The 20,718-nt window shown below is 70.5% G+C and carries 20 protein-coding genes; 10 read left to right on the top strand and 10 right to left on the bottom strand.

Annotated elements, in window-relative coordinates; translation table 11 throughout:
- Positions 1 to 56 precede the first annotated feature (56 nt).
- The 3 genes from Raf01_RS27020 to Raf01_RS27010 all read left to right on the top strand — a co-directional run bounded on the left by Raf01_RS27020 (position 57) and on the right by Raf01_RS27010 (position 2,283).
- Positions 57 to 1,280 (top strand): erythromycin esterase family protein, encoded by a 1,224-nt coding sequence (locus Raf01_RS27020; protein ID WP_239133942.1) that lies wholly within the window; start codon positions 57 to 59, stop codon positions 1,278 to 1,280.
- 164 nt (positions 1,281 to 1,444) lie between these two features.
- Positions 1,445 to 1,660: a hypothetical protein gene (locus Raf01_RS27015; protein ID WP_203920831.1), complete on the top strand. Its 216-nt coding sequence runs from the start codon at positions 1,445 to 1,447 to the stop codon at positions 1,658 to 1,660.
- A gap of 191 nt (positions 1,661 to 1,851) precedes the next feature.
- Positions 1,852 to 2,283 (top strand): hypothetical protein, encoded by a 432-nt coding sequence (locus Raf01_RS27010; protein ID WP_203920830.1) that lies wholly within the window; start codon positions 1,852 to 1,854, stop codon positions 2,281 to 2,283.
- Between the two features lie 183 nt (positions 2,284 to 2,466).
- Here the strand turns inward: Raf01_RS27010 and Raf01_RS27005 are convergent, their stop codons facing one another.
- Positions 2,467 to 3,207 carry an MBL fold metallo-hydrolase gene (locus Raf01_RS27005; RefSeq protein ID WP_203920829.1) on the bottom strand — a complete coding sequence of 247 codons (741 nt, stop codon included), beginning with the start codon at positions 3,205 to 3,207 and terminating at the stop codon, positions 2,467 to 2,469.
- Positions 3,208 to 3,417: 210 nt separating this feature from the next.
- Here Raf01_RS27005 and Raf01_RS27000 point away from each other — a divergent pair, with 210 nt between their 5' ends.
- The 3 genes from Raf01_RS27000 to Raf01_RS26990 all read left to right on the top strand — a co-directional run bounded on the left by Raf01_RS27000 (position 3,418) and on the right by Raf01_RS26990 (position 6,759).
- On the top strand, positions 3,418 to 4,932 hold the full coding sequence (locus tag Raf01_RS27000; RefSeq protein ID WP_203920900.1) for an MDR family MFS transporter: 1,515 nt from the start codon (positions 3,418 to 3,420) through the stop codon (positions 4,930 to 4,932).
- Between the two features lie 106 nt (positions 4,933 to 5,038).
- Positions 5,039 to 6,208: an MFS transporter gene (locus tag Raf01_RS26995; protein WP_203920899.1), complete on the top strand. Its 1,170-nt coding sequence runs from the start codon at positions 5,039 to 5,041 to the stop codon at positions 6,206 to 6,208.
- Between the two features lie 20 nt (positions 6,209 to 6,228).
- Entirely contained in the window at positions 6,229 to 6,759 is a 531-nt protein-coding gene (locus tag Raf01_RS26990) for a GNAT family N-acetyltransferase (RefSeq protein WP_203920828.1), read from the top strand.
- A 26-nt stretch (positions 6,760 to 6,785) separates the two neighbouring features.
- Here the strand turns inward: Raf01_RS26990 and Raf01_RS26985 are convergent, their stop codons facing one another.
- Entirely contained in the window at positions 6,786 to 8,030 is a 1,245-nt protein-coding gene (locus Raf01_RS26985) for an FAD-dependent oxidoreductase (RefSeq protein WP_203920827.1), read from the bottom strand.
- Positions 8,031 to 8,156: 126 nt separating this feature from the next.
- Entirely contained in the window at positions 8,157 to 9,344 is a 1,188-nt protein-coding gene (gene tuf / locus Raf01_RS26980; protein WP_203920826.1) for an elongation factor Tu, read from the bottom strand.
- A 484-nt stretch (positions 9,345 to 9,828) separates the two neighbouring features.
- Between tuf and Raf01_RS26975 the strand changes: the two genes are divergently transcribed.
- On the top strand, positions 9,829 to 10,800 hold the full coding sequence (locus Raf01_RS26975; protein ID WP_203920825.1) for a phosphotransferase enzyme family protein: 972 nt from the start codon (positions 9,829 to 9,831) through the stop codon (positions 10,798 to 10,800).
- A gap of 128 nt (positions 10,801 to 10,928) precedes the next feature.
- Here Raf01_RS26975 and Raf01_RS26970 read toward each other — a convergent pair whose 3' ends face one another.
- Entirely contained in the window at positions 10,929 to 11,804 is an 876-nt protein-coding gene (locus Raf01_RS26970; RefSeq protein WP_203920824.1) for a nucleotidyltransferase domain-containing protein, read from the bottom strand.
- Positions 11,805 to 11,916: 112 nt separating this feature from the next.
- Here Raf01_RS26970 and Raf01_RS26965 point away from each other — a divergent pair, with 112 nt between their 5' ends.
- Complete coding sequence (locus Raf01_RS26965; RefSeq protein ID WP_203920823.1) at positions 11,917 to 13,440, top strand: penicillin-binding transpeptidase domain-containing protein; 1,524 nt, start codon at positions 11,917 to 11,919, stop codon at positions 13,438 to 13,440.
- Between the two features lie 15 nt (positions 13,441 to 13,455).
- Here the strand turns inward: Raf01_RS26965 and Raf01_RS26960 are convergent, their stop codons facing one another.
- The 3 genes from Raf01_RS26960 to Raf01_RS26950 are packed head-to-tail and all read right to left on the bottom strand — an operon-like array spanning position 13,456 to position 15,276.
- Positions 13,456 to 14,247 carry a GNAT family N-acetyltransferase gene (locus tag Raf01_RS26960; RefSeq protein WP_203920822.1) on the bottom strand — a complete coding sequence of 264 codons (792 nt, stop codon included), beginning with the start codon at positions 14,245 to 14,247 and terminating at the stop codon, positions 13,456 to 13,458.
- A 32-nt stretch (positions 14,248 to 14,279) separates the two neighbouring features.
- Positions 14,280 to 14,738 carry a GNAT family N-acetyltransferase gene (locus tag Raf01_RS26955; protein WP_203920821.1) on the bottom strand — a complete coding sequence of 153 codons (459 nt, stop codon included), beginning with the start codon at positions 14,736 to 14,738 and terminating at the stop codon, positions 14,280 to 14,282.
- A gap of 46 nt (positions 14,739 to 14,784) precedes the next feature.
- Positions 14,785 to 15,276: an FBP domain-containing protein gene (locus Raf01_RS26950; protein WP_203920820.1), complete on the bottom strand. Its 492-nt coding sequence runs from the start codon at positions 15,274 to 15,276 to the stop codon at positions 14,785 to 14,787.
- 338 nt (positions 15,277 to 15,614) lie between these two features.
- Between Raf01_RS26950 and Raf01_RS26945 the strand changes: the two genes are divergently transcribed.
- On the top strand, positions 15,615 to 16,433 hold the full coding sequence (locus Raf01_RS26945; RefSeq protein WP_203920819.1) for a M55 family metallopeptidase: 819 nt from the start codon (positions 15,615 to 15,617) through the stop codon (positions 16,431 to 16,433).
- A gap of 22 nt (positions 16,434 to 16,455) precedes the next feature.
- On the opposite strand, the gene Raf01_RS26940 is transcribed toward Raf01_RS26945, so the two are convergent.
- Positions 16,456 to 17,085 (bottom strand): class I SAM-dependent methyltransferase, encoded by a 630-nt coding sequence (locus Raf01_RS26940; RefSeq protein ID WP_203920818.1) that lies wholly within the window; start codon positions 17,083 to 17,085, stop codon positions 16,456 to 16,458.
- A gap of 55 nt (positions 17,086 to 17,140) precedes the next feature.
- Entirely contained in the window at positions 17,141 to 18,778 is a 1,638-nt protein-coding gene (locus Raf01_RS26935) for a hypothetical protein (RefSeq protein WP_203920817.1), read from the bottom strand.
- Positions 18,779 to 19,052: 274 nt separating this feature from the next.
- Here Raf01_RS26935 and Raf01_RS26930 point away from each other — a divergent pair, with 274 nt between their 5' ends.
- Positions 19,053 to 19,721: a class I SAM-dependent methyltransferase gene (locus Raf01_RS26930; RefSeq protein ID WP_203920816.1), complete on the top strand. Its 669-nt coding sequence runs from the start codon at positions 19,053 to 19,055 to the stop codon at positions 19,719 to 19,721.
- A gap of 88 nt (positions 19,722 to 19,809) precedes the next feature.
- On the opposite strand, the gene Raf01_RS26925 is transcribed toward Raf01_RS26930, so the two are convergent.
- Positions 19,810 to 20,718 (bottom strand): glycoside hydrolase family 64 protein (locus tag Raf01_RS26925; protein WP_239133941.1); only part of this gene is annotated, 909 nt, incomplete at its 5' end.

Below are 20,718 nucleotides of genomic sequence, written 5' to 3'. Positions count from 1 at the left end.
CCTGCCGATATCGGGGATAAGTTTCAAACGACAGTTCAACGATACCGTTGAGGGGTATGACTACCGATATCCACGATGCGGTCCAGGTCGTTGAGGCTGCCTCTGTCATGGGGCTGCTTCCGGCCCGGCCGCGGCTGCTCGCCCTGGGCGAGCCCAGCTACGGCGAGAACGTCCCGCTCGACCTGCGCAACGAACTCTTCCGGCAACTCGTCGAGCGGGACGGCTACCAGACGATCGCGATCGAGAGCGACTGCCTGATGGGCCTGATCGTGGACGACTACGTCACCTCGGGTACGGGCACCCTCGACGAGGTCATGGAGCGCGGCTTCAGCCACGGGTTCGGCGCGTCCGCGGCCAACCGCGAGCTGGTGAGCTGGATGCGGGCGTACAACCACGGGCGGCCCGCGTCGCATCGGCTGCGCTTCGCCGGCTTCGACGGCCCGCTGGAGATCACCGCCGCCGCGAGCCCGAGGCAGGCCCTCACCGCACTCCACGCGTACCTCATCGCCCGGGTCGACGCCGGCCTGCTGCCGTGCACCGCGGAAACGCTCGACCGCCTGCTCGGCGCCGACGACCGGTGGACCGATCCCGCCGCGATGATGGACCCGTCCCGGTCCGTGGGGCGCACGCCCGAGGCCGAACAGTTGCGGCTGCTCGCCGACGACCTGGTGACCCTGTTCGACACTCAGACGCCACACCTGGTCGCGGTGTCCTCGCGCGACGACTGGGACCGGGCACGCCTCTACGGTCGTACCGCCACCGGGCTGCTGGGCTACCACCGCTGGCTGGCCGACCCGTCACCGGCACGAATGCGGTGGCTGCTGGCCCTGCGGGCTTCGATGATGGCGGCCAACCTGCTCGCCATCGCCGAGCGGGGCCCGGCGCTGGTGCACGCCCACAACGCGCATCTGGCGCGGGACCCGAGCACGATGCGGATGGGTGACCTGCCGCTGGAGTGGTGGAGCGCCGGGGCGATCGTCAGCGCCCGGCTGGGCGAGGACTACGCGTTCCTGGCCACGGCCCTCGGCACGATCCGGCATCGCGGTGTGCACGCGCCACCCGCGGACACCATCGAAGGGCTCCTGTACGCGCTGGGAGAGGACCGGTACGTCGTGGACGCCCGCCGGCTGGCCGCCGTCCTCGGCGACGCGACGCCGGCCCCCCGCGAGTCCGCCTGGTTCGGCTACTCTCCGCTGGACCCGGCCCGGTTGGCGAGCAATGACGGGATCGTGTTCGTCAAGGACATCCCCGCGGGGCAGGCGTGGTGGCCGGTGAGCTGACCGCCGGCCGGTCATGGCGGTGTTCCGTGGCGGTGTTCCGTGGCGACGTTCATTTGACGCCCGGGTGACTGAATCGTTCGGGACAGACTGAACCGTTCGGGACCGGCGGACGTGAGGATTGCTGGGGAATGACCCTGTCCGCCGGTCTGCGAGGAGGCAACCCGATGAAGGGTTGGGTTTCGGTCGTCCTGGGTGTGCTGCTGGTGCTGACCGGTCTGGTCTGGGCGTTGCAGGGCTTCGACGTCATGGGCGGCAGCGCGATGAGCGGCAAGACGATGTGGGCGGTGATCGGTCCGGTCGTGGCGGTGGTCGGCCTGGTCCTGGTGCTGCTCGGCAGTCGCTGGGTACGCCGCGCCGGAGCGTCCTCGTCGCAGGGCTGACCCGGGCCGTCATGGCGCGGCCAATGGAACGATAGCGGAGCCGGTTCGGCCGTTCGGCGGTTTACACAGCGAGCGATCATCATGCTAGCCTCGGCCGATTTCACCGCTGTGGATGCGGTGACCGACTGGTGACAGGTGAATCTATGGCAATTCGCCGAGCGAAACAAAAGCAACAGGTCATTGAAAAGCTGATGAGTGTCGCGCCCCCCGGAGAGACGTTCATCGCCAGCGTGCACTGCGAGACCGGCCCGAGCCCGTGGCTCAACTCGCTCTTCGACGAGGTGCCGTTCCTCGGCCTCATCGTCGCGCTGACCCGGAAGTTCTACTTCGTCACGCTGACGAACACCTCGGTCGTCATCAACTCCGCCAACCGGTTCACCAACCGGCCCGGCGATGTGGTCTTCTCGTTCCCCCGCAACGCTTTCCCGGTCACCCGGGTGAAGCGGGCCACGGTGTGGAGCTCGATGCACGTTCAGCTGCCGAGCAGCACCAAGCCGACCCGGCTGAACATCCACCGGTACTGGCGCAACGAGTTCGACCAGCTGCTGGCCGTCGTACCGGCCTCCGTCGAGGGATCGCCGGCCGCGGCGATCGCACCCGCGCCCGAGGCCGCCCAGGCATGACGGCCGTGACGGCGGGGACCTGACCGGTCGAGGCACCGCCTGCCTCCCGGACGTGCACCCGCTGTCCAGCCCACTCGCCCTTGCTCTGCCCACCCCGCGTGATGCGCCTGCGCGCGGTCGCGCCCCCGGGTGGGCAGAGCAAGGCGCGCCGGCCGCGCCCGTCGCTCCGGGACCGGCGGCGCCTCAGAGGTCGATGACCAGGCCGCCGGTGGCGATGTCCACCTCGCCGTCGTACCGCTCGCGTGCCGCGGCAAGGGCGGCCTCGGGGTCGGCACCCGGCCACAGGTGGGTCAGGGCGAGCCGTCCCGCTCCGGCGGCGGTTGCCTGCCGGGCCGCCTGGTCGGCGCTGCTCAGGTCGGACCGCGAGTCCTCCGGCACGCGGTCGGCGAACGTGGCCTCGGCCAGCAGCAGGTCTGCGTCGCGGCCCAGCTCCACCACTTCGCTGCTCGGCCCGGTGTCGCCGGTGTACGCCAGCGTCCGCCCGCCGGCCGACAGCCGTACGCCAGCGTTGGGCACCCAGTGCGGCAGCAGCCGGGTGTCCGCGCGGAACGGGCCGAACTTTAGCCGGTCGCCGGCGGTGAACTCATGCAGGACGTACGCGTCGTCCAGCATCCCCGGACGGTCCAGCGCGAGGACGGCGTCCAGCGCGCCGGGCAACGCGTACACCGGCAGCAGCGCCGGCTTGTCGTCGCGCAGGTGCCGCGCCCGCAACAGCGGATTCAGGTCCGCGCAGTGGTCGGGGTGGCCGTGGGTGATGAACACGGCGTCCACCAGCTCGGCCGGTACGTGCGCCAGCAGCCGGGGCACGGTCGCGTAGCCGAGGTCCACGACCAGCCGGAACCCGTCCTGCTCCACCAGGTATCCGCTGCACGCCTGGCCAGCTGACGGCCAGGCGCCACAACTGCCGAGTACGGTCAACCGCATTCCCCGACCCTATGCCCGCCCGCCGTTCAGTCCGGTGGGATCGGCCGAACGCGCCCCGGTGCGACCGGCCGCCGGCCGGAACGGGTCGGTAAGTACCGACTAGCACTGTTCGCCCTGACCGTGAGCAAGGACACGACGCGCCGAATCCCGCGCCGTGGTCGGGCATGATCGGTGCGTTCAGGTGTACCCGGCCCCGAGGAAGGCAGCGTGATGGTGGGCCAGACGCAGACCGTCGGAGTGGGATTCCGGTCCGAGCGGGGCCCGGTGCTCATCTCGGTGATGCTGTCCACCGGGTTGGTGGCGCTGGACAGCACCATCATCGCCACCGCGGTGCCCTCGATCGTCCGGGATCTCGGTGGGTTCGCCCACTTCCCCTGGCTCTTCTCCGTGTACCTGCTGACCCAGGCGGTGACCGTCCCGCTGTACGGCAAGCTCGCCGACGTGGTCGGCCGCAAGCCGGTCATGTTCTTCGGCATCGCCGTGTTCCTCGCCGGCTCCGTGCTGTGCGGGGCAGCCTGGAACATGCTCAGCCTGATCCTGTTCCGGGCGGTGCAGGGCATCGGCGCGGGCGCGGTACAGCCGATCAGCATGACGATCGTCGGCGACCTGTACTCGGTGAAGGAACGCGCCAAGGTGCAGGGCTACGTCGCCGGTGTCTGGGGCGCGGCGTCGGTGCTCGGGCCGACACTCGGTGGTGTCTTCGCCCAGTACCTGTCCTGGCGCTGGATCTTCTTCGTGAACCTGCCGCTCGGCCTGGCCGCGGCGTGGATGCTCGCCCGGCACCTGCACGAGCAGATCACCCGTCGCGCGCACCGCATCGACTACACCGGCGCGGCGCTGCTGATCGGCGGGTGCTCGCTGGTCATCCTGGCCACCCTGCAGGGCGGCACGAGTTGGGCCTGGCTGTCGGCGCCCAGCGTGCTCATCTTCGCGGCCGGCGCGGCCATGCTGATCGCGTTCATCGCCGTCGAGCGGAAGGCGGCCGAGCCGGTGCTGCCGCTGTGGGTGTTCCGCCAGCGGACCCTGGTCGGCGGCAACCTCGCCTCGTTCATCGTGGGGGCGCTGCTGATCGGGCTGAGTTCGTACGTGCCGAACTTCGCCCAGGGAGTCCTCGGGGTGGGCGCGGTCGTCGCCGGGTTCGTCCTCGCCGCGCTGACCGTCGGCTGGCCGCTGGCCGCCTCCCTGTCCGGCCGGATCTACCTGCGCATCGGTTTCCGCGACACCTCGCTGATCGGCGGCGTGGTCATCGTCATCGGCACGGTGATGTGCCTGCTGCTGTCCCAGGACACCAACGTGGCCAGTGTCTCCGCGGCCTGCTTCGTCATCGGCGTCGGGCTCGGGCTCGTCGCCAGCCCGACGCTGGTAGCCGTGCAGTCCGTGGTGGGCTGGGACCGGCGCGGCGTGGTCACCGGTACCAACATGTTCTTCCGCTCGATGGGCAGCGCGCTGGGCGCGGCGGTGTTCGGCGCGATCGCCAACTCCACGCTGGAAGACCGGCTGTCGCACCCGCCGGCGGCGCTGTCCGGCAGGCTGCCCAGCGGCAGCGACGCCACCAGCCTCGTGCTGGGTAGCGGGGGACAGCCGTCCGAGGTGGCGGAATACCTGAAGTCCAGCCTGTACGAGGCCACCCACCACGTGTTCGTCGGGCTGGTCATCGTCGCGGTGGTGGGCGCGGCGACCGTGCTGCTGATGCCCCGCCGGCCGGCCGGCCAGCTGACCGACTGACACGTTCGCGGTAAACGGTTGGACCGGCCGGCGGCGCGCGCATAGCATCCGGCTCATGCGATTACGTTGACGCCCGGTACCCGCTTCCGCACGCCGGTTCGCCCGGCTGGTCGTCGGCTGGACCGCGTTCGCCGACACGATTCCGCTGTACGCCCTCTACGCGCTGCTGTTCGCCCACGCCGGCCTGACCGGCGCACAGATCTCCGCGCTGTTCGCGATCTGGTCGGTGGTCGGCTTCGTCGCGGAGGTACCCGCCGGGGCGCTGGCCGACCGGTACTCGCGCCGGGGCATCCTGGCGGGCGGCGCCGTACTCCAGGCATGCGGGTACGGGCTGTGGCTGCTCGTCCCGTCGTTCGCCGGCTTCGCCGGGGGATTCGTACTCTGGGGCGTGGCCGGCGCGCTCACCTCCGGGACGGTGGAGGCCCTGCTGTACGACGGGCTCGCCGCGACCGGAGCCGAGGAGTCTTACCCCACGGTGTACGGCCGGGTCGAGGCGGCCGGCCTGCTCGTGCAGCTTCCCGCCGCCGGATGCGCGAGCGTGTTGTTCTCGTTCGGCGGGTACCCGCTGGTCGGCTGGGTCAGCGTCGGCTGGTGCCTGGCGACCGCCGCGCTGGCGTTCCGGTTGCCGCGCCAGGCGCCACCGGATCCGGCCGAGCCACAGTCCTCTGTGGACACTCCCGCCGCCGGGCCCGACCGGTCTCTGGTCGGGCCGCTCAAGCGGCTGGCTCACACCCTGCGCACGGGCCTGGTCGACACCCTCACCCGGCCGTCGCTGCGTAACGCCGTGATGCTGGTCGCCGCGCTCGGCGGGATGGACGCCGTCGAGGAGTACTTCCCGGTGATGGCGGCGGGCTGGGGAGTGCCCGAGGCGTGGGTACCGGTGGCGGTGCTGAGCATCCCGCTGGCCGGTGCGGCGGGCGCCATGCTGGGCTCGGCCGCGGGTGGCGTGGGGCGCCGGGCGCTGGCCGCCGGCCTGCTCGGATCGGCACTGGCGCTGGCGGCGGCCGCCGGGCTGCACCGGCCGGCCGGGCTGGCCGCCGTGGCGCTGTTCTACGCGCTGTACCGGATGGTGCTGGTCGTCGTCGACGCGAGGCTCCAGGAGCGGATCGCGTCGAGCCCCCGGGCCACGGCCACCTCGGTCGCCAGTCTGGGGACGGAGCTGGCGTCGCTCGGCCTGTTCGCGGCGTGGGCGTCGGGTGGCGTGCCGGCCGTCGCGCTGCTGTTCTCGGCCCTGGCCGCTGTCCTGCCGCGCCTGCTGCGTCCGCCGGTACGATGATCAATTATATGATCGCCCGCATGCCTGAACTGATCACACCCACAGGTCGTCTCATGTCCTCGTGGCTCGCGGCGCGTGACGAGTGGTCTCCAGGTGCCCACCAGGACGGGAGCGGCTTGCGTCTCGCACCCGAAGCCGACCTCGACAGCCCCGAGGTTTTCGCGGCGTGGGTCGAGCGACTGCGGCAGCAGTCGGACCGGTCAGTTGCCGTGGGAGAAGGGCGCGTCCATGCCACCCACTGGTGGATCGTCGAGGGCGACAGCTATTTGGGAGCTATCGATCTACGGCACTATTTGAACGCTCTTCTGCTTGATGTCGGCGGACACATCGGCTACAGCATCCGGCCCTCCGCCCGGAGACGTGGCTTGGCCACCTGGGCCCTCGGGACGGTTCTCCTCGAGGCCCGCGCGCTCGGTCTGGATCGGGTCCTCGTCACCTGCGATGACGACAATGTCGGATCGGCGCGCAGCATCGAGCGCAATGGTGGCGTCTTGGAGGACGTCCGCACCACCGGCGCGGGCATCAAGCGGCGCTACTGGATCATTCTGTAGGCAGTGGTGCGGCCTGCTGGTGCCGGTCAGCGGTCCGGACGCCGGGGCAGGTGGTCGAACAGCCACAGCCACAGGCCGCGTCCGCGCCGTGCCATTGTCGCCTCCGCTTCGCGGGAGGCGGCGACCGCCGCGAAACCGTAGTCGCGCATCCGTTCCTCGTACCCGCCGATGGCCGCCACCAGCCCGGCCGAGTCGCCGGCCGCGTCCGTGAGGGCCCGGCACAGCACGGCGGCGTCCCGCATCGCGGTGTTCGCCCCCGAGCCGCGCGCCGGACTCATCGCGTGGATGGCGTCGCCGAGGACCGTCACGCGGCTGGGTTCCCAGGCGGGTACCGGGACCGAACTGCGTACCCGGATGAAGAACGTCTCGGCCACATCCGCCCGACCCACCAGTGCGCGCAGGTCCGGGTGCCAGGATCGGACCATCGCGGTCGCGACATCGTGCAGCGCGGCCGCGTCCAGCTCGCCCATCCGCTCGTCCGGCAGCGGGAAAGCGTCGCGCTGGGCCGAGATCGCCCACATCAGATAGTCGCCGGCAGCGCTGAGCGCCACGCCCGGCGCGATGGCGGCGGCGGCCTCCGGCGGGCGGCGGCGGAACCGGACGAGGCCCGCCGCCATGCCGATCCGCCCACCGACGACGGCGGTGAACCCGTCGTGCATCGGCGCCGGTACCAGTGGAAGGTTCGACTCGTTGAGCGCCGTCCGGCCGTACACGCACCGGGATCCGGTGTCCTCGATCCGCGCGTCCGGCAGGTACCGGCGGCGGACCACCGAGTTGACGCCGTCCGCGCCGACCAGCACGTCGGCGGCCGCCGTCGAACCGTCGGTGAACCGTAGCCGCACACCGTCCCCGTCGTGCGCGAAGCCGGCGAGTTCGTGTCCGAAGTGGACTCGGTCCTCGATGCCGGCGAACAGGATCTCGCGCAGGGTCTGCCGGTTGACCGATGTGGACAGACGCGCCGGATCGTCCTCGGGGCGGTGCGGGTCGCCGCGCGTCTCGTGCAGCACCCGCAGCCCGGAGGACAGCACGGTGAACGTGGTGCCCGGCCGGCCGGTGGTCGCCATGAACAGCTCGAACAACTCCGGCGGCAGGCAGTCCCGCAGGGCCAGGCCCGCGCGGCTGTCCACGTGCAGCCGGTACCCCTGCCGCCGCGCGTTGAGCTCGGGATCGCGCTCGTGGACGTCGACCCGCACGCCGGCGCGCGCCAAGCCCTGTGCCAGGCACAGCCCGCCCAGTCCGGCGCCGGCCACCGCCACCCGCAGTCCGCTCACGAGCGACACCGTAGCGTCCACGCGCACGCGGCGACGGGCGTCCTCCGGCCGGTGTCCGGAGGACGCCCGTCCTCTGCGCTTGCGTGGGCTGTGCTCGCCCCCGCCGAGGCCCGGCTCCGACTGCGCTCAGTCGAGCACGTCCGTCACGGTGCCGGCCGCCACGGTGTGACCGCCCTCGCGTACGGCGAAGCCGAGCCCGGGGTCCATCGCGACCGGACTGCCCAGCTCCACACCCATCTCCACCGTGTCGCCCGGCATGACCATGGACAGCCCGCCCAGGTCCACCGAGCCGGGTACGTCGGCGGTACGGAAGTAGAACTGTGGCCGGTAGTTGGCGAAGAACGGCGTGTGCCGCCCGCCCTCGCCCGTGGTCAGCGCGTACAGCTGGGCGCGGAAGCGCCGGTGCGGCCGGACACTGCCCGGTACCGTGACCACCTGGCCACGCCGTACCTGGCCGCGCCGGATCCCGCGCAGCAGCACCGCGGCGTCGTCGCCGGCCTGGGCCCGGTCGAGCGACCTGCCGAACGTCTCCAGGCCGGTGGCCACAGTGGACAGTGTCGGGCCTAGGCCGACGACCTCCACCGGCTCGCCCACGGCCAGTTCGCCGCGCTCGACCGCCCCGGTCACCACGGTGCCCCGGCCGGAGATCGTGAGCACGTTCTCCACCGGCATCAGGAACGGCTCGGCCAGCTCGCGGGGCGGGACGGGCACGTACCGGTCGGCCGCGTCGAGCAGGTCCACAATGGACTGTACCCAGCGCGGCTCGCCCTGCAGGGCACGCAGCGCCGACACCCGGACCACCGGTACCTCCTCGCCCGGAAACCCGTACGACGACAGCAGTTCGCGCACCTCCAGCTCGACCAGGTCGAGCAGTTCGCCGTCGGCAACCGCGTCGGCCTTGTTCAGCGCGACCACCAGGTACGGCACGCCGACCCGGCGGGCCAACAGCACGTGCTCGCGAGTCTGCGGCATCGCACCGTCGAGCGCGGAGACGACCAGGATCGCACCGTCGACCTGAGCCGCACCGGTGATCATGTTCTTCACGTAGTCGGCGTGGCCCGGCATGTCCACGTGGGCGTAGTGCCGGGTCGCGGTCTCGTACTCGACGTGCGCGATGTTGATCGTGATGCCCCGGGTGATCTCCTCCGGTGCTCGGTCGATCCGGTCGAAGGACACGAACCGGTTGGCGGCCGGGTCCCGGTCGGCCAGGATCTTCGTCATCGCGGCGGTCAGGGTGGTCTTGCCGTGGTCGACGTGTCCCATCGTGCCGATGTTGAGGTGTGGCTTGGTACGCATGAACTGGCTCTTGGCCATGGTGACTGCTCCCGAGACGGGCATGACTGGTGGCGGGACGGCGTGCGCGGGCGGGCGCCACTCCGCAATGTGTGGGAGACCGCGCCAGAACGACGAGCTGACACCCTTCTCCCTGGTTCTGCTGCCTGGGGAGAAGGGTCAGCTATCCAGCCGTGCCAGTCCTGCGCACACGGCGGCGGCGCCCGGCAGGCAGCTGCCTGCGGGCCGCGCGAAGCCAACCGTGGCGAACATGCCCGCAACGCTAGAGCGCGGCCGAAAGCGCCGGCAACCGAATTTCCGGGGACCGCGAGCGGTCGGGCTCAGCGGGCGTCGAGTTCGGTCAGCATCTTCGTTGTCTGGCCGGACCTGTTTGGCCGGTCTAGTGCCGCGTCAGGCAACGTTCGCCCCGTCCCTGCAACGGCAAATGCGTGACACGATCGACGCGCGTCGAGGAGGATGGGTTCGCCGGCGGACCCTTCGTCGGGTGCGCTGGAGGGCCATTGGCATGACCGGAATCGAAGCTTCGACCTCTCCTCCTCCCTTGCCGCGCTGGTTCGGACCTAGAGTCAGCCCAGATGACCCGGCTGTCTCGGCCCTGATCGCCCGCGTCGCGCGCGGGGCCGGATGGGCAGACATCGGCGGTGGGTTCAACCTCAACCTGCGGATAGACGCTGAGCCGCCGGTTGTCCTTCGGGTTCACAGGCCCTGGGTCCGCCGCGGGCGGGTCGCGGGACTGCGGCGCCTGCGGGAGCGGCTCCAGCGGACGCAAGTCCGCGTCGCTCGGCCGATTCCGAGTTCCGGCTGCGACCTCCTGAGGGTCGCAGATCGCTGGGCTGAGATTGAGGAATTCATCGATCATGTGCAGCCACGGGCGGACGAGGACTCCTACCTCCGCCTATTCGAGGAGCTCGGACGCCTTCACACCGCGCTCAAAACAGTCTGGGAGCCCAGTCCGCCCGAACCCTTCGACGACCACAGAACCTTCGGCCAACTGCGTTACTCGGTCGCCTTCACACGCCGCAGGCTCGGACCCGGCAGCGAACCGGTCGTGCATCGGATGCGCCAACTGACTGGCGAGCTCTCCAAGCTCCGGAAGGAGGTCGAACTGCCATGCACTCCGATTCATGGGGACTACAAATTGGGCAACGCGGGAGAACTGTCAGACGGCTCATGGGTCGCCTTCGACCTGGATTTCGCGAGGGTCAGGGAGCGGCTGTACGACATCGCGGTCAGCCTGCACCACGTCGCACGCGACGGCGAACTGCTCGAGCCGCGACGACTGCTCGACGCCTACGAAAGCACGGCTCCGGAACCGCTCACTCGCGACGAGCACCGATGGCTCCCCGGGGCTCTAGCCCTTGTACCCCTGCACTGGGCTGCCACCGCGGGGCTCGTGGGCGACGGCATCCACGAGGCCGAGAACGCAATGACCGCCGCCGATGCCTGGTGGTCGCGCCGGGCTGAACTCTCGTCGTAGTCCGGCAGCCGCGCTGGGGGACTGGTTCTGAGGCTAGAGAACCGCACGGCGTCGGTCCGAGCTGAACTGCCTCAGATCGTCGGATGGGAGTCACGCCGCCAACGAGGCGAACGTTGCCTGCCACGGCACTAGTTTGCCGGTCGGGAGTCGAGTTCGGTGAGCATCGGGGCGAGTCGCTCGGCCAGGGCCGGGTCGCTGCTTCTCATCTCGGTGGCCAGCGCGGCGAGGGCGGCGCCCAACGCGCGCCTCAGCTCCTTCTCGTCCAGCGACCGCACCAGCGTCGCTTCCAGCGGTGCGGTCAGCTCCGCCGGCAACAGGTGGGCGCCCTTCGCGTAGGCGGTGGGGTGCCCGAGGCGCAGGCAGGCCAGGGCGATCACCTGGGTGCGGAGCGCGCCGACCCAGTGCTCCGCCTGGAAGGCCCGGCGCCGTTCGATGCTGACCCGGGCGTGCAGCGCGTGGTGCCAGGCGAGCCCGGCGAGCCGGTCGCGTTCGGAAACCGCGGTGGACTCGTGGCGGGCGGACTCTTGCCGGGCGGGTTCTTGCCGGGCGGTGGGCTCGCGACCGGTGGGGGGTTCTTGAGGGGCAGCGGCCTCGCGACGGGCGGCGGGTTCGTGCCGCGCGACCGGTGCTGGCGCCTCGCCGTCCTGAGCCCGGGTGTAGACCACGCGCCAGTGCGGGCCGCGCGGGCCGAACTCGCCCGCAGGCGCGAACGCGAGGTCGACCTCCAGCCAGCCGGGCAGCAGGAACACCCGGTAGACCGTGCCGCCGACCGGCAGGTCCCAGTGGTGCCGGGCCGCGAAGTCCCGGTACAGCAGGCCGGTCCAGCGGTCCAGAGCCGCGTCCAGCGGACCGTCGACCGACAGCGCCAGGTCGATGTCCGACCACCGGTCGGCCTCGCCGGACGCGGACGAACCGATGACCGCGGCCGCACCGATGGCCGGGTCGGCCGCCGCCAGCGACAGCAGCCCCTCCCGTACGCGATCGCGGTCCTCGACGGTGAACATTGCCGCACTGTACCGGCCGCGTCCCTGGCCACCGTCGGGGTTCCCCCGAGAGCCGGCCGGCGGCGGTACGATCCGCTCGCGACTGGGCGCACGGTTCATGGGGAGGTGCACGGTGTCCAGCGATTCTCGACGAAGCACGACGCGGGTGGCTCTGACGCTGTCGGTGTGCGCGGCGGTCGTCGCCGGCGCCGTGTCTTGGTGGGTCCAGCGTGACGACACCGAGGCCAGCTACGGCGCGCAGGCGACCGCCAGCGCCAGCCCGAGCGCGGTGGTGCGCCCGAGCGAGCTGTACTCCAACGACGGCGGCACGCTGATCGCGCGCTTCGACACCGATCCCTCGGATGCCTGCCTCCGGATACCGGAAAACGACTGGGGATCCTTCTGTTCCTACTTCGTCGCCTGGTGGCTCGACCAGCCGGCCTTCGGCTCGACCCCGAAGGAACGCTCGGACCGGCTGCGCGGCGGCGGATACCGGATCGTGTCATCACTGGACGTGTCGCTGCAGGCGGCCGCGAAACGGCACGTCGAGGAGCAGTTGCCCACCGGCGACGCGCGGGCGCTGAGTGTGGTGTCGGTTCAACCCGGCACCGGGTGGGTCGAGGCGATGGCCACCAACCGAAACTTCCGTCCCGCCGCGCCGGCACCGAGCCCGTCCGCCGCGTCGAGCGGCCGCCGGGCACCGGACGCCGAATATCCGGACACCACGCAGCCGCTGGCCGCTGGCGGCGCCACGTTCACCGGTGAGCCCGCGGGTGCGACCTTCATGATGTTCGTCCTGGCGGCCGCCCTGGACAAGGGCATGCCGCTGAGCTACCCGATCGACACCAAGCCCAGATATGAGTCCCGGTACGTCATCGCGCCGGGCGCACCGGTGGCCTGCGACGGGAACCACTGGTGCCCGAGCAACGTCGGCGACCCCGCGTACCGGTCCGGGCGGCGCACGATGTGGGACGCGCTCGGCCACTCCGTGGTGACCTACTTCGTCCCGCTGGAGGAGCGGGTCGGTGTGCAGAACGTGGTCACCCTCGCTCACCTGTTGGGCATCTCGTTCAGTTCCCAGGCCGACGCGGTGTACGCGCGCGACGCGACCAACTGGGGATCGTTCACTCTCGGGCTGTCGGAGACGACGCCGCTCGAACTCGCGAACGCGTACGCGACCCTGGCCGCCGACGGCACGCACTGCGACCCGTTGCCGGTGCGTCAGGTGACCGACGTGGACGGCAAGGCGGTGGCGGCGGTCGGCCCGAAGTGCGGGCAGGTGCTGCGGCCGGAGGTGGCCCGCGCGGCGATGGACGCCGGCCGCTGCCCGGTGGGCGACCGGTCGGCGTTCGGCGACCGGTGTGGTGCCGGGACGGTACCGGCGGCCGCGGTACGCGCCACCGTGGGCCGGCCCGTCTCGGGTCAGGTCGGCGCCGACGTCGGTGGCTCCGACGCCAGCACCGCGATGGTGGTGGCGAGTCCGCAGTTGGCGACGGCGGCCATCGCCGCCCGGGGCGGCTGCCTGTCCTGCCGGTTCGGCACGAGTGAGGTCGGCAAGGTGGTCAACGCGGTCGCGGCCACCCAGCGGGATGGGCTGGCATCGTTGCCGTTCCGGGACTTCACGGCACCGCCCCGCGCCCTGGCGCTCGGCGGCTGACCGGCGATCACGCGTTTATTGGGTCAGGGGGCGCCAGAGCGTGCGAGTGTGTTCGATGGTGAAGCCCAGGCGTCGCAGGTTGGCCTGACTGGGTGACCCGAACGCGGTGGTGACCACGACCTGCCCGGCTCTGGTGTCGCGCAGGCGCCGCCGGATCAGGGCCGATTGGCAGCCTCGGTTGCGCATCGCGGGGATGGTCGCGGCGCCGGCGAAGTACGCGGCCTGCGGTGTGGTGTAGAGGGCCGCGGCCGCGGCGGGTCGGTCGTCGACGTAGGCGAGGTAGCGGCGGAGGCGTGGTGAGCGGTGTTCGATCGCCATCATCGCCCGTTGTGCCGATGCCGTCTCGGAGTTCAGGCCGTATCCGTCGAAGAGCGTTTCGAGGTAGATGCTGTCGTCCTCGCCGTTGCTGAGTTCGCGGATCTCTGGTTCGGTCTCGAGGGCGGGGACCGAGGAACCGGAAGCGGTTGCGCGCAGGGTGGCGTTGACTTCGGCTGCGTAGAAGCCGGCTCCGGCCAAGTGCCGGCCCAGCGTTGCCGAGGCGTGGCCCGCCCAGACTTCGATCAGTGGCGAGATGCCGACGTCGGTGAAGAAACTGCGGATGGCGGGGAGGTACGCGATGTCGTCGCCGTTGAAGCCGCGTGCCTTGTTGTAGGCGGGATGGCGAGTAAGGGCGCCCACCCGGGTCGCGGTCGTGTGTCCGAACCGGGCACTCGCCGCAGCGAGGGCGCTGTCGGCGGTCGCGCGAGTGAAGTCTTCATCGATCTTCGCCGTGATGACTGTTTCAACCTCGCCGGGGTGCCGGCTCATGCCGTGATCAGGAACCGGAAACGTGTCCGGTCTCATGGAGTGGAGTTCCGGCTCGCGTCACGCCGGTAGCTGTAGAGGATGAACCCCTGGTGGAACTTGCCCACCTTGTCGTAGAGCGCGCGAGCCGGGGCATCCTCCAGCGTGTTCCAGTAGAGGCTGGGGAACCCATGCTCCTTGGCGTCCCGCGCCGCCCACTCGATCACTGCCGTCGCGACACCCCGGCGCCGGACTTCCGTGTCCACGAACAAGTCCGCCAGATAGCATTTCCCGGCATACCAGACGCTGGCGTGGAACAGGTAGTGCGCGATCGCCACCATCTTGCCGTCGAGCCGGGCGGCGATCCCGCGGATCTGCTCGTCGTCGAGCAGGCGTCGCCAGGTCCGTTCGTAGTCGGCGTCGCCGCGCTCGACCCCGAAGTACGCATCCTTGCCACGGGCCAGCACTTCCCAGCGGGCGCGGTCGGATTCGGTCAGAAGGCTGATCTCCACCACGGTGCCCATCCTGCCCTACGGCGCTCGGCGAGAGCCCACCGCCGCGTCAGCCGACGGTGGAAAGCACCTCGTCGATGAACGAGTCCGTCCGGGTCCGGAGCCGTTCGACCCGTTCGTCGATGGTGAGGCCCGGGTCCGGGTGCAGGGTCGCCGACGGCTTGTCCAACCGTACGTTGCGGCAGCAGACCAGGTCCGCACAGATGTAGGTACCGACGGTGTTGCCGTTGCGCCCGGCCTGGCCGGTGCGGCGCGCCACGAAGAGCGAGACATTGCTCGCCGGCTGGCCGGTGCGGCACAGGGAACACATGGCCGCCACCCGGCCGGACATCTTCGACTCGGCCGCCCGCAACTGGACGCCGACGGCCTTGCCGTCCCGCCAGACGACCAGGTACCCGCGCAGCGGAGCCTTCGGATCGCGCCAGCCCAGGAAATCCAGCGTGCCCCAGTCGACGGCGGCCAACTCCCGGGGCAGCGTCATGCTCGCGGCCTCGCCGCGGGAGCAGTTGACCATCGATCGCCGAATGTCCTGTTCGCTCATCGGCTCCACGGCATTTCCCACCCTTCCGGTCGCCCCGGCCGGGCTGGTCACTCCGGCGGGTCCGCGTCGCTCCGGCCGGATCGGTGGCTCGGCGCGTCTGACGCCGCGCGACGACCCAAACCAGTCGCCGACCAACCTGGCTCGGCGCGCCTGTACGCCGCGCGACGACCCAGACCAGTCGCACCCTAACGACGCCGGCTCGGCGCCCTCAAGCCAATTTCCGTCGGGTTGCCGGGCTGCGACGCGGGACCGCGCCGGCCGGGACCCGGCTCGATGGGCACCCACCCGGCGGTGACTAGGATTCGGTTCCGGCGGGTAGCGGGGAAGGTGTGGATGCTGTGCGAGTGCTTGTCTCGGTCGACATGGAGGGCATCGCCGGCGTGGTGCACGGCGAGGACATCGCGCCCGGGCACAGCGAGTATGAGCGCAACCGCAAGCTGATCACCGCCGAGGCCAACGCCGCGGTCCGCGGGGTCTACGCCGCCGATCCGGCCGCCCAGGTGCTCGTCACCGAGGCGCACGCCAAGTTCCGTAACCTCCTGCCCGAGCTGGTCGACCGCCGCGCCGAGCTGTTGCGTGGTTCGCCCAAGCCCGACGGGATGATGGCCGGGCTCGGCCCGGATATCGACGCGGTGCTGTTCATCGGGTACCACGGCAAGGCTGGCACCCCGCGTTCGGTGATGGCGCACACCGTCTCCGGTTCGGTCGTCGCGGACGTGAGGTGCGACGGGCGGTCCCTGGGCGAGCTCGGTCTCAACGCCGCGCTCGCCGCCCATCACGGGGTCGCGCCCGCGCTCGTGAGCGGGGACGACACCGTGGCAGCGGAAGCGGCAGAGGTGGCGCCGGGCATCGCCTGCGTCGTGGTCAAGCGTGCGCTGGGCGCCCGGTCCGCCGCGCTGCTGCACCCGGACGTGGCGTGCGAGCGGATCGAGCAGGCGGTGCCGGAGGCACTGGCCGGCCGGGCCGCCGTCCGCCCGGTGCGCTTCGACGGGCCGGTGGAGCTGGAGGTCGAGGTGTACCGGCCGTACATGACCGAACATGCGCTGCTGATCCCGGGCATCGAGCGGATCGACGGCTGCACCCTGCGATACCAGGCGCCGGACTTTCCCACCGCGTACCGGCTCGTCGACCTGATCGCCACGCTCGGCGGCATCTGAAGCCCGGCCCGCGGCCGCGGGCTCATCGAGACGCTGACCGCGAACTGGTCGCCCGGACCAGAAACACGCGGCGGGAGCCGGCACTGCGCTCCCGCGCCACGGCATCGACGAAGCCGGCGGCCTCGGCGAGGGCGCACGCCTCCCCGGCGGTCTCCGGCATCCGCAGGTCCCCGACCAGTTCGGCGAACACCCCGCCGGGCCGGAACTGGGACGCCACCGGCAGGGTGAACCCGCACCGGCCGCCGGGGCGCAGCACTCGTCGCCAGTCGACCAGCGCCCGGGTACCCAGAAAATGCAGCGAGGACGCGCACAGCACCACGTCGAGGCTGCCGTCCGGGGCCGGCAGCGGTACCGCCGAACCGACCCGCCAGCCGATGGCACCGGACAGGCCCAGCCGATCCGCCCGCGCCCGTCCGGCCGCCACCATGCCCGCCGAGATGTCGACGGCCAGCACCGGTGTGGGCTGCGCCGGACGGGTCCGGGCGACCGCCAGCGCCACCGCACCGGTGCCGCAGGCGACATCGGCCACCGATTCGCCGCCGGTGGGCGCGACGAACTCGACCAGCGCCTGCGCCACCTCGTCGTGGTACGCGTCGTCGTACTGGTCCGCCAGCCCGTCGAACGCCCGCGCCAACCGGTCCGAATCACTCATGATCATTAGCCTAGCCGCCCACCGGAGGCCGGGGGCCAACCGCGCCCGGGACAGGTCAGCCGGCGGCCGGATCCGGCCGGCTGGCCGATTCGGCCGTTCGACCGGTGGCCGGCCGGCGCCGCCGGGCCAGCAGCTTGCGCAGCCACGTCATCAGCGGTTTGCGCGACCACAGGCCGACCAGCGACAGCCCGATCAGCAGCGCGAAGACCGCGACGGCCTTGAAGATGGCGTCGAGCACGATCGCCCGCCCGGTGCCGTGGTGGTCCTCGAAGAGGGTCGCGGCGAGCACCGCCACACCGAAGGCCGTCGTGCCCAGTCCGATCCAGGCCGCGACGATGCGCCGCTGCGTCGCCCAGTCCCGCAGGTACGGGAAGGAGATCAGGAACACCGGGGTGAGCGCGAACAGCGCGGCGATCAGGTACAGGTCGGCGAAGTGCGGCGCCCACATCGACAGTTCGTCGTTCCCGCCGGGTACCTCCGTCGTGTTGACGCCGAGGAACGCGATGACGAAACCGACCGAGACACCGATGAGGCTCAGAATGCCGGCCGCGAACGCGTTCCACCGCTGCCGCCCGTCGTCGCGGCGGCGCTCCCGCACGTCGATCGCGGTCAGCTCGGAGTGCAGGCTGCCGTCCAGCTGGTCGAACATCTGGCTGAGCGCCTTGGCCTGGGTGGACAGGTCCATCGCCTCGTACAGCGCGGTATGGAAGGTCTCGATGCGCATCAGCGGGAACTCGACGCTGAATGTGAGGTCGAATTGGAGGTTGCCCAGGTTGTCGGCCAGCTCCTCCAGGTCCGCTCGGGTCTGCAGGCCGGCGGTCTGTCGCTGTTTCTGGTCGCGGAACCGGCGCACCTGCCGGTACGCCTCGTGCCAGATCTGCCGGAACCGCGACGCGGTGCCGACCGCGTGGACGGTCGACAGGAAGATGCTGTCCTCGACGTAACGCTCGTGGCTGTACAGCAGGCTCACGTACGGCGTGACGAGGCCGAGGGTGATGAGCTTGCGGGTGGACGCCTCGCCCTGGCCGGCGACCGACGACCAGGTGGGCCGCACGAACTCGCCGTCGTCGGACTGCTCGACGAGGTTGAGCTGCTCCGGGATCTTCGGAGTACCGAACTCCTCGCGGTACGGCGGCGTGTCCCGGTACAGCAGCTCGCTGATCACCGACTGGGTCGGTACCCACTTGTCCTTCTCACGGCGGGCGATGAACACCAGCTGGTGGCGCTCGGGCAGCAGCGCCTCGGAAGGCGCCTCCGTCGGGTCATCGGTGGCGAGCGTGTCCCGGGTCAGGCCGTGCTGTCCCAGTTCGTCGGCGTAGGCAATCAGGCTCTGTCCGCGGATCGTGACCGCGGCCCCGATGCTCTGCTCCAATACCCGGCTGACCGACGTGACATTGTCCGGTTCAGACAGTGGCCCGGTCGTGAATCCGAGACTCACCGCGAGCACGACCTGATTCGAGGGCAGGGCGAACAGCGCGGCGTCGGATTCGGTCATCGTTATCCCGGTGACCGGCTCGGCGATCGCGATGTCCCCGGCACCGATCGGCCCACCGAGGAAGGAGGGTGGCAGCAGCCGGGGCAACTGGTCCTTGTAAAGCTCGTAGTGCCGGGTCAATCCGCTCAGCTCAAGCTTGGCGCTCAGATCCTGCCGCTTCTGGCCGAGATACAACCAGGACGTGGAATAGATGCACACCACGCGAAGCCTGCACCGGTCGGTTCCGTTTGGCTCACTCGTCATTTGGAATCCCGCCACTATTGGCCACGCGCTATTGGCCACAAGAACGACGACGATGGTCGCCTCTTTCTATCGCGTATCACGATCGGTGGCGTTCATACAAACGGGCGGGACTGAGCCACGGGACTGTCGGACTTCAATCCGTTGCGGGCAGGTCGATCAATCTTTACGGCACGGGGCGCCGGATACTTGTCCAGCCCACCCGAACCCGGCACCAGGAGGAGCGCGAACGATGACGGAAACCGAGACACGGGACAGCGACGCGGACGGTTGGTTGGCGGACACCCGGGCCTCCTACGACACGGTCGCCGACAGCTACTCCGACTTCGCCCGCAAGGCACTGACCGGGGAGAGCTATCTACGTGCCGCCCTGACGTTGTTCGCCGACCTGGTCCACACCGCCGGTGGCGGACCGGTGGCGGACGTCGGCTGCGGACCAGGGCACGTGACCGCTCACCTGCACGAGCTTGGCCTCGACGTCTTCGGCATCGATCTGTCACCGGCGATGGTCGATATCGCCCGGCGGGAACATCCCGACCTGCGGTTCGAGGTGGGCTCGATGACGAACCTGCGACTCGCCGACGCCTCGGTCGCCGCGCTGCTCGCCTTCTGGTCACTGATTCACATCCCCGACGACGAGATTCCCACGGTACTCGGCCACTTCCGGCGGGTGCTGCGTCCCGGTGGGCCTCTGCTGCTCGGCTTTCACGTCGGCGATCAGTCACGGCTGAAGACGGAGGGCTATGGCGGTCACCCGATGAAGGTCTACGTACACCGCCGCCAGCCGGACCGGGTGGCCGCCTGGCTGCGTGAGGCCGGATTCACGGTCAGGGCCCAGCTGCTGACCGACCTCGATGAGAGCGTCCCGGGAGCGATCCTCATCGCGTACCCGTCGGCTTAGGCGGGCCGGAACAGCGCGGCGGTCGCGCCCCGGGTTGCCGGGGAACGACCGCCGCGCGGAACGGGTCAGCGGTCGGTGGCCGGTGGAGCTACCAGCCGACGGCGACCAGTAGCCACTGCGGGCTGCCATGCGAGATGAAGGAGGACTGGCCCGCGTAGTCGTCGTAGGGGAATCCGTAGGCCAGGTGGTTGATGGCGTTGTCGTGCCAGAACTTCGCGTAGTAGTTCGCCGGGGCGGCCCGGTAGTACTGGGTGGGATCCGACCACTGCGACTGGGGCAGCTGGGCGACGTGCCGGTTGAGGGCCGCGCACATGCCCGGGTTGTTGGCCAGCACGCCGGCGCAGCCGGTGATGTCCGACGTCGGGGCGTTGACCCCGACCGACGCGGCGTAGCTGGTGAAGTAGTTCGCGTACTGGCCGCCGGTACGGAAGTTCGGGTCGCTGCCGGGTGCCGGGATCCGGTACGGCGCCTGGTCCTGCGCCAGCGGCTTGAACTCGGTCGGTACCGAGTTCATGAACCGCTGGAACGTCGCGGTCCGGCTCTCCGAGAAGGTGTTGTAATCCTCGCCGACCGACACGTCGTACCCGTCGTGTGCGTGCAGGCGCATCGCCAGCTTGAGCCCGAACGCGTCCACCCGGGTGGTGTTGCCGTTGAACACCGTGGCGCCGACGGTGAACTCGATGAAGTCGTAGTACTGGCTGTTGGGCGAGCCGAGATAGAAGTACATCCGGCCGGCGGAGTTGGCCGGCATGTCCAGGTACGGCTGCTCCGCGATCGAGTGGGTCTGACCGTTGAAGCTCCAGTACACCTGGCTGTCCGGGTACTGGCCGTTGGTTCGGTTGAGCACCTTGACTTCGAGGACGTTGTGAGCGGCGGGGATGCCGCTGGTGTCGCCCCAGAACGAGTCGGGCGGCGGGTTGCCGGTAGTGGTCGGGGTCGGCGTCGGGCTCTGCGACGGTCCCCCGGTCGGGCCGGTGGTACCGGTGATGTGGACGGA

Source organism: Rugosimonospora africana, assembly GCF_016862975.1.
GTDB classification, from domain to species: Bacteria; Actinomycetota; Actinomycetes; order Mycobacteriales; family Micromonosporaceae; genus Rugosimonospora; species Rugosimonospora africana.
Note: the sequence above shows the minus strand (reverse complement) of the source record. Positions and strands in the feature narration are given on the sequence as shown.

What these genes read in the sequence shown, in the direction of transcription:
- Raf01_RS26970 (WP_203920824.1), bottom strand. Translation starts at nt 11,804, where the DNA reads ATGTTCACCGTCGAGGACCGCGATCGCGTACGGGAGGGGCTGCTGTCG.
- Raf01_RS27005 (WP_203920829.1), bottom strand. Translation starts at nt 3,207, where the DNA reads ATGCGGTTGACCGTACTCGGCAGTTGTGGCGCCTGGCCGTCAGCTGGC.
- Raf01_RS27015 (WP_203920831.1), top strand. Translation starts at nt 1,445, where the DNA reads ATGAAGGGTTGGGTTTCGGTCGTCCTGGGTGTGCTGCTGGTGCTGACC.
- Raf01_RS26940 (WP_203920818.1), bottom strand. Translation starts at nt 17,085, where the DNA reads ATGAGTGATTCGGACCGGTTGGCGCGGGCGTTCGACGGGCTGGCGGAC.
- Raf01_RS27010 (WP_203920830.1), top strand. Translation starts at nt 1,852, where the DNA reads ATGAGTGTCGCGCCCCCCGGAGAGACGTTCATCGCCAGCGTGCACTGC.
- Raf01_RS26930 (WP_203920816.1), top strand. Translation starts at nt 19,053, where the DNA reads ATGACGGAAACCGAGACACGGGACAGCGACGCGGACGGTTGGTTGGCG.
- tuf (WP_203920826.1), bottom strand. Translation starts at nt 9,344, where the DNA reads ATGGCCAAGAGCCAGTTCATGCGTACCAAGCCACACCTCAACATCGGC.
- Raf01_RS26950 (WP_203920820.1), bottom strand. Translation starts at nt 15,276, where the DNA reads ATGAGCGAACAGGACATTCGGCGATCGATGGTCAACTGCTCCCGCGGC.
- Raf01_RS27020 (WP_239133942.1), top strand. Translation starts at nt 57, where the DNA reads ATGACTACCGATATCCACGATGCGGTCCAGGTCGTTGAGGCTGCCTCT.
- Raf01_RS27000 (WP_203920900.1), top strand. Translation starts at nt 3,418, where the DNA reads ATGGTGGGCCAGACGCAGACCGTCGGAGTGGGATTCCGGTCCGAGCGG.
- Raf01_RS26990 (WP_203920828.1), top strand. Translation starts at nt 6,229, where the DNA reads ATGCCTGAACTGATCACACCCACAGGTCGTCTCATGTCCTCGTGGCTC.
- Raf01_RS26960 (WP_203920822.1), bottom strand. Translation starts at nt 14,247, where the DNA reads ATGAGCCGGCACCCCGGCGAGGTTGAAACAGTCATCACGGCGAAGATC.
- Raf01_RS26975 (WP_203920825.1), top strand. Translation starts at nt 9,829, where the DNA reads ATGACCGGAATCGAAGCTTCGACCTCTCCTCCTCCCTTGCCGCGCTGG.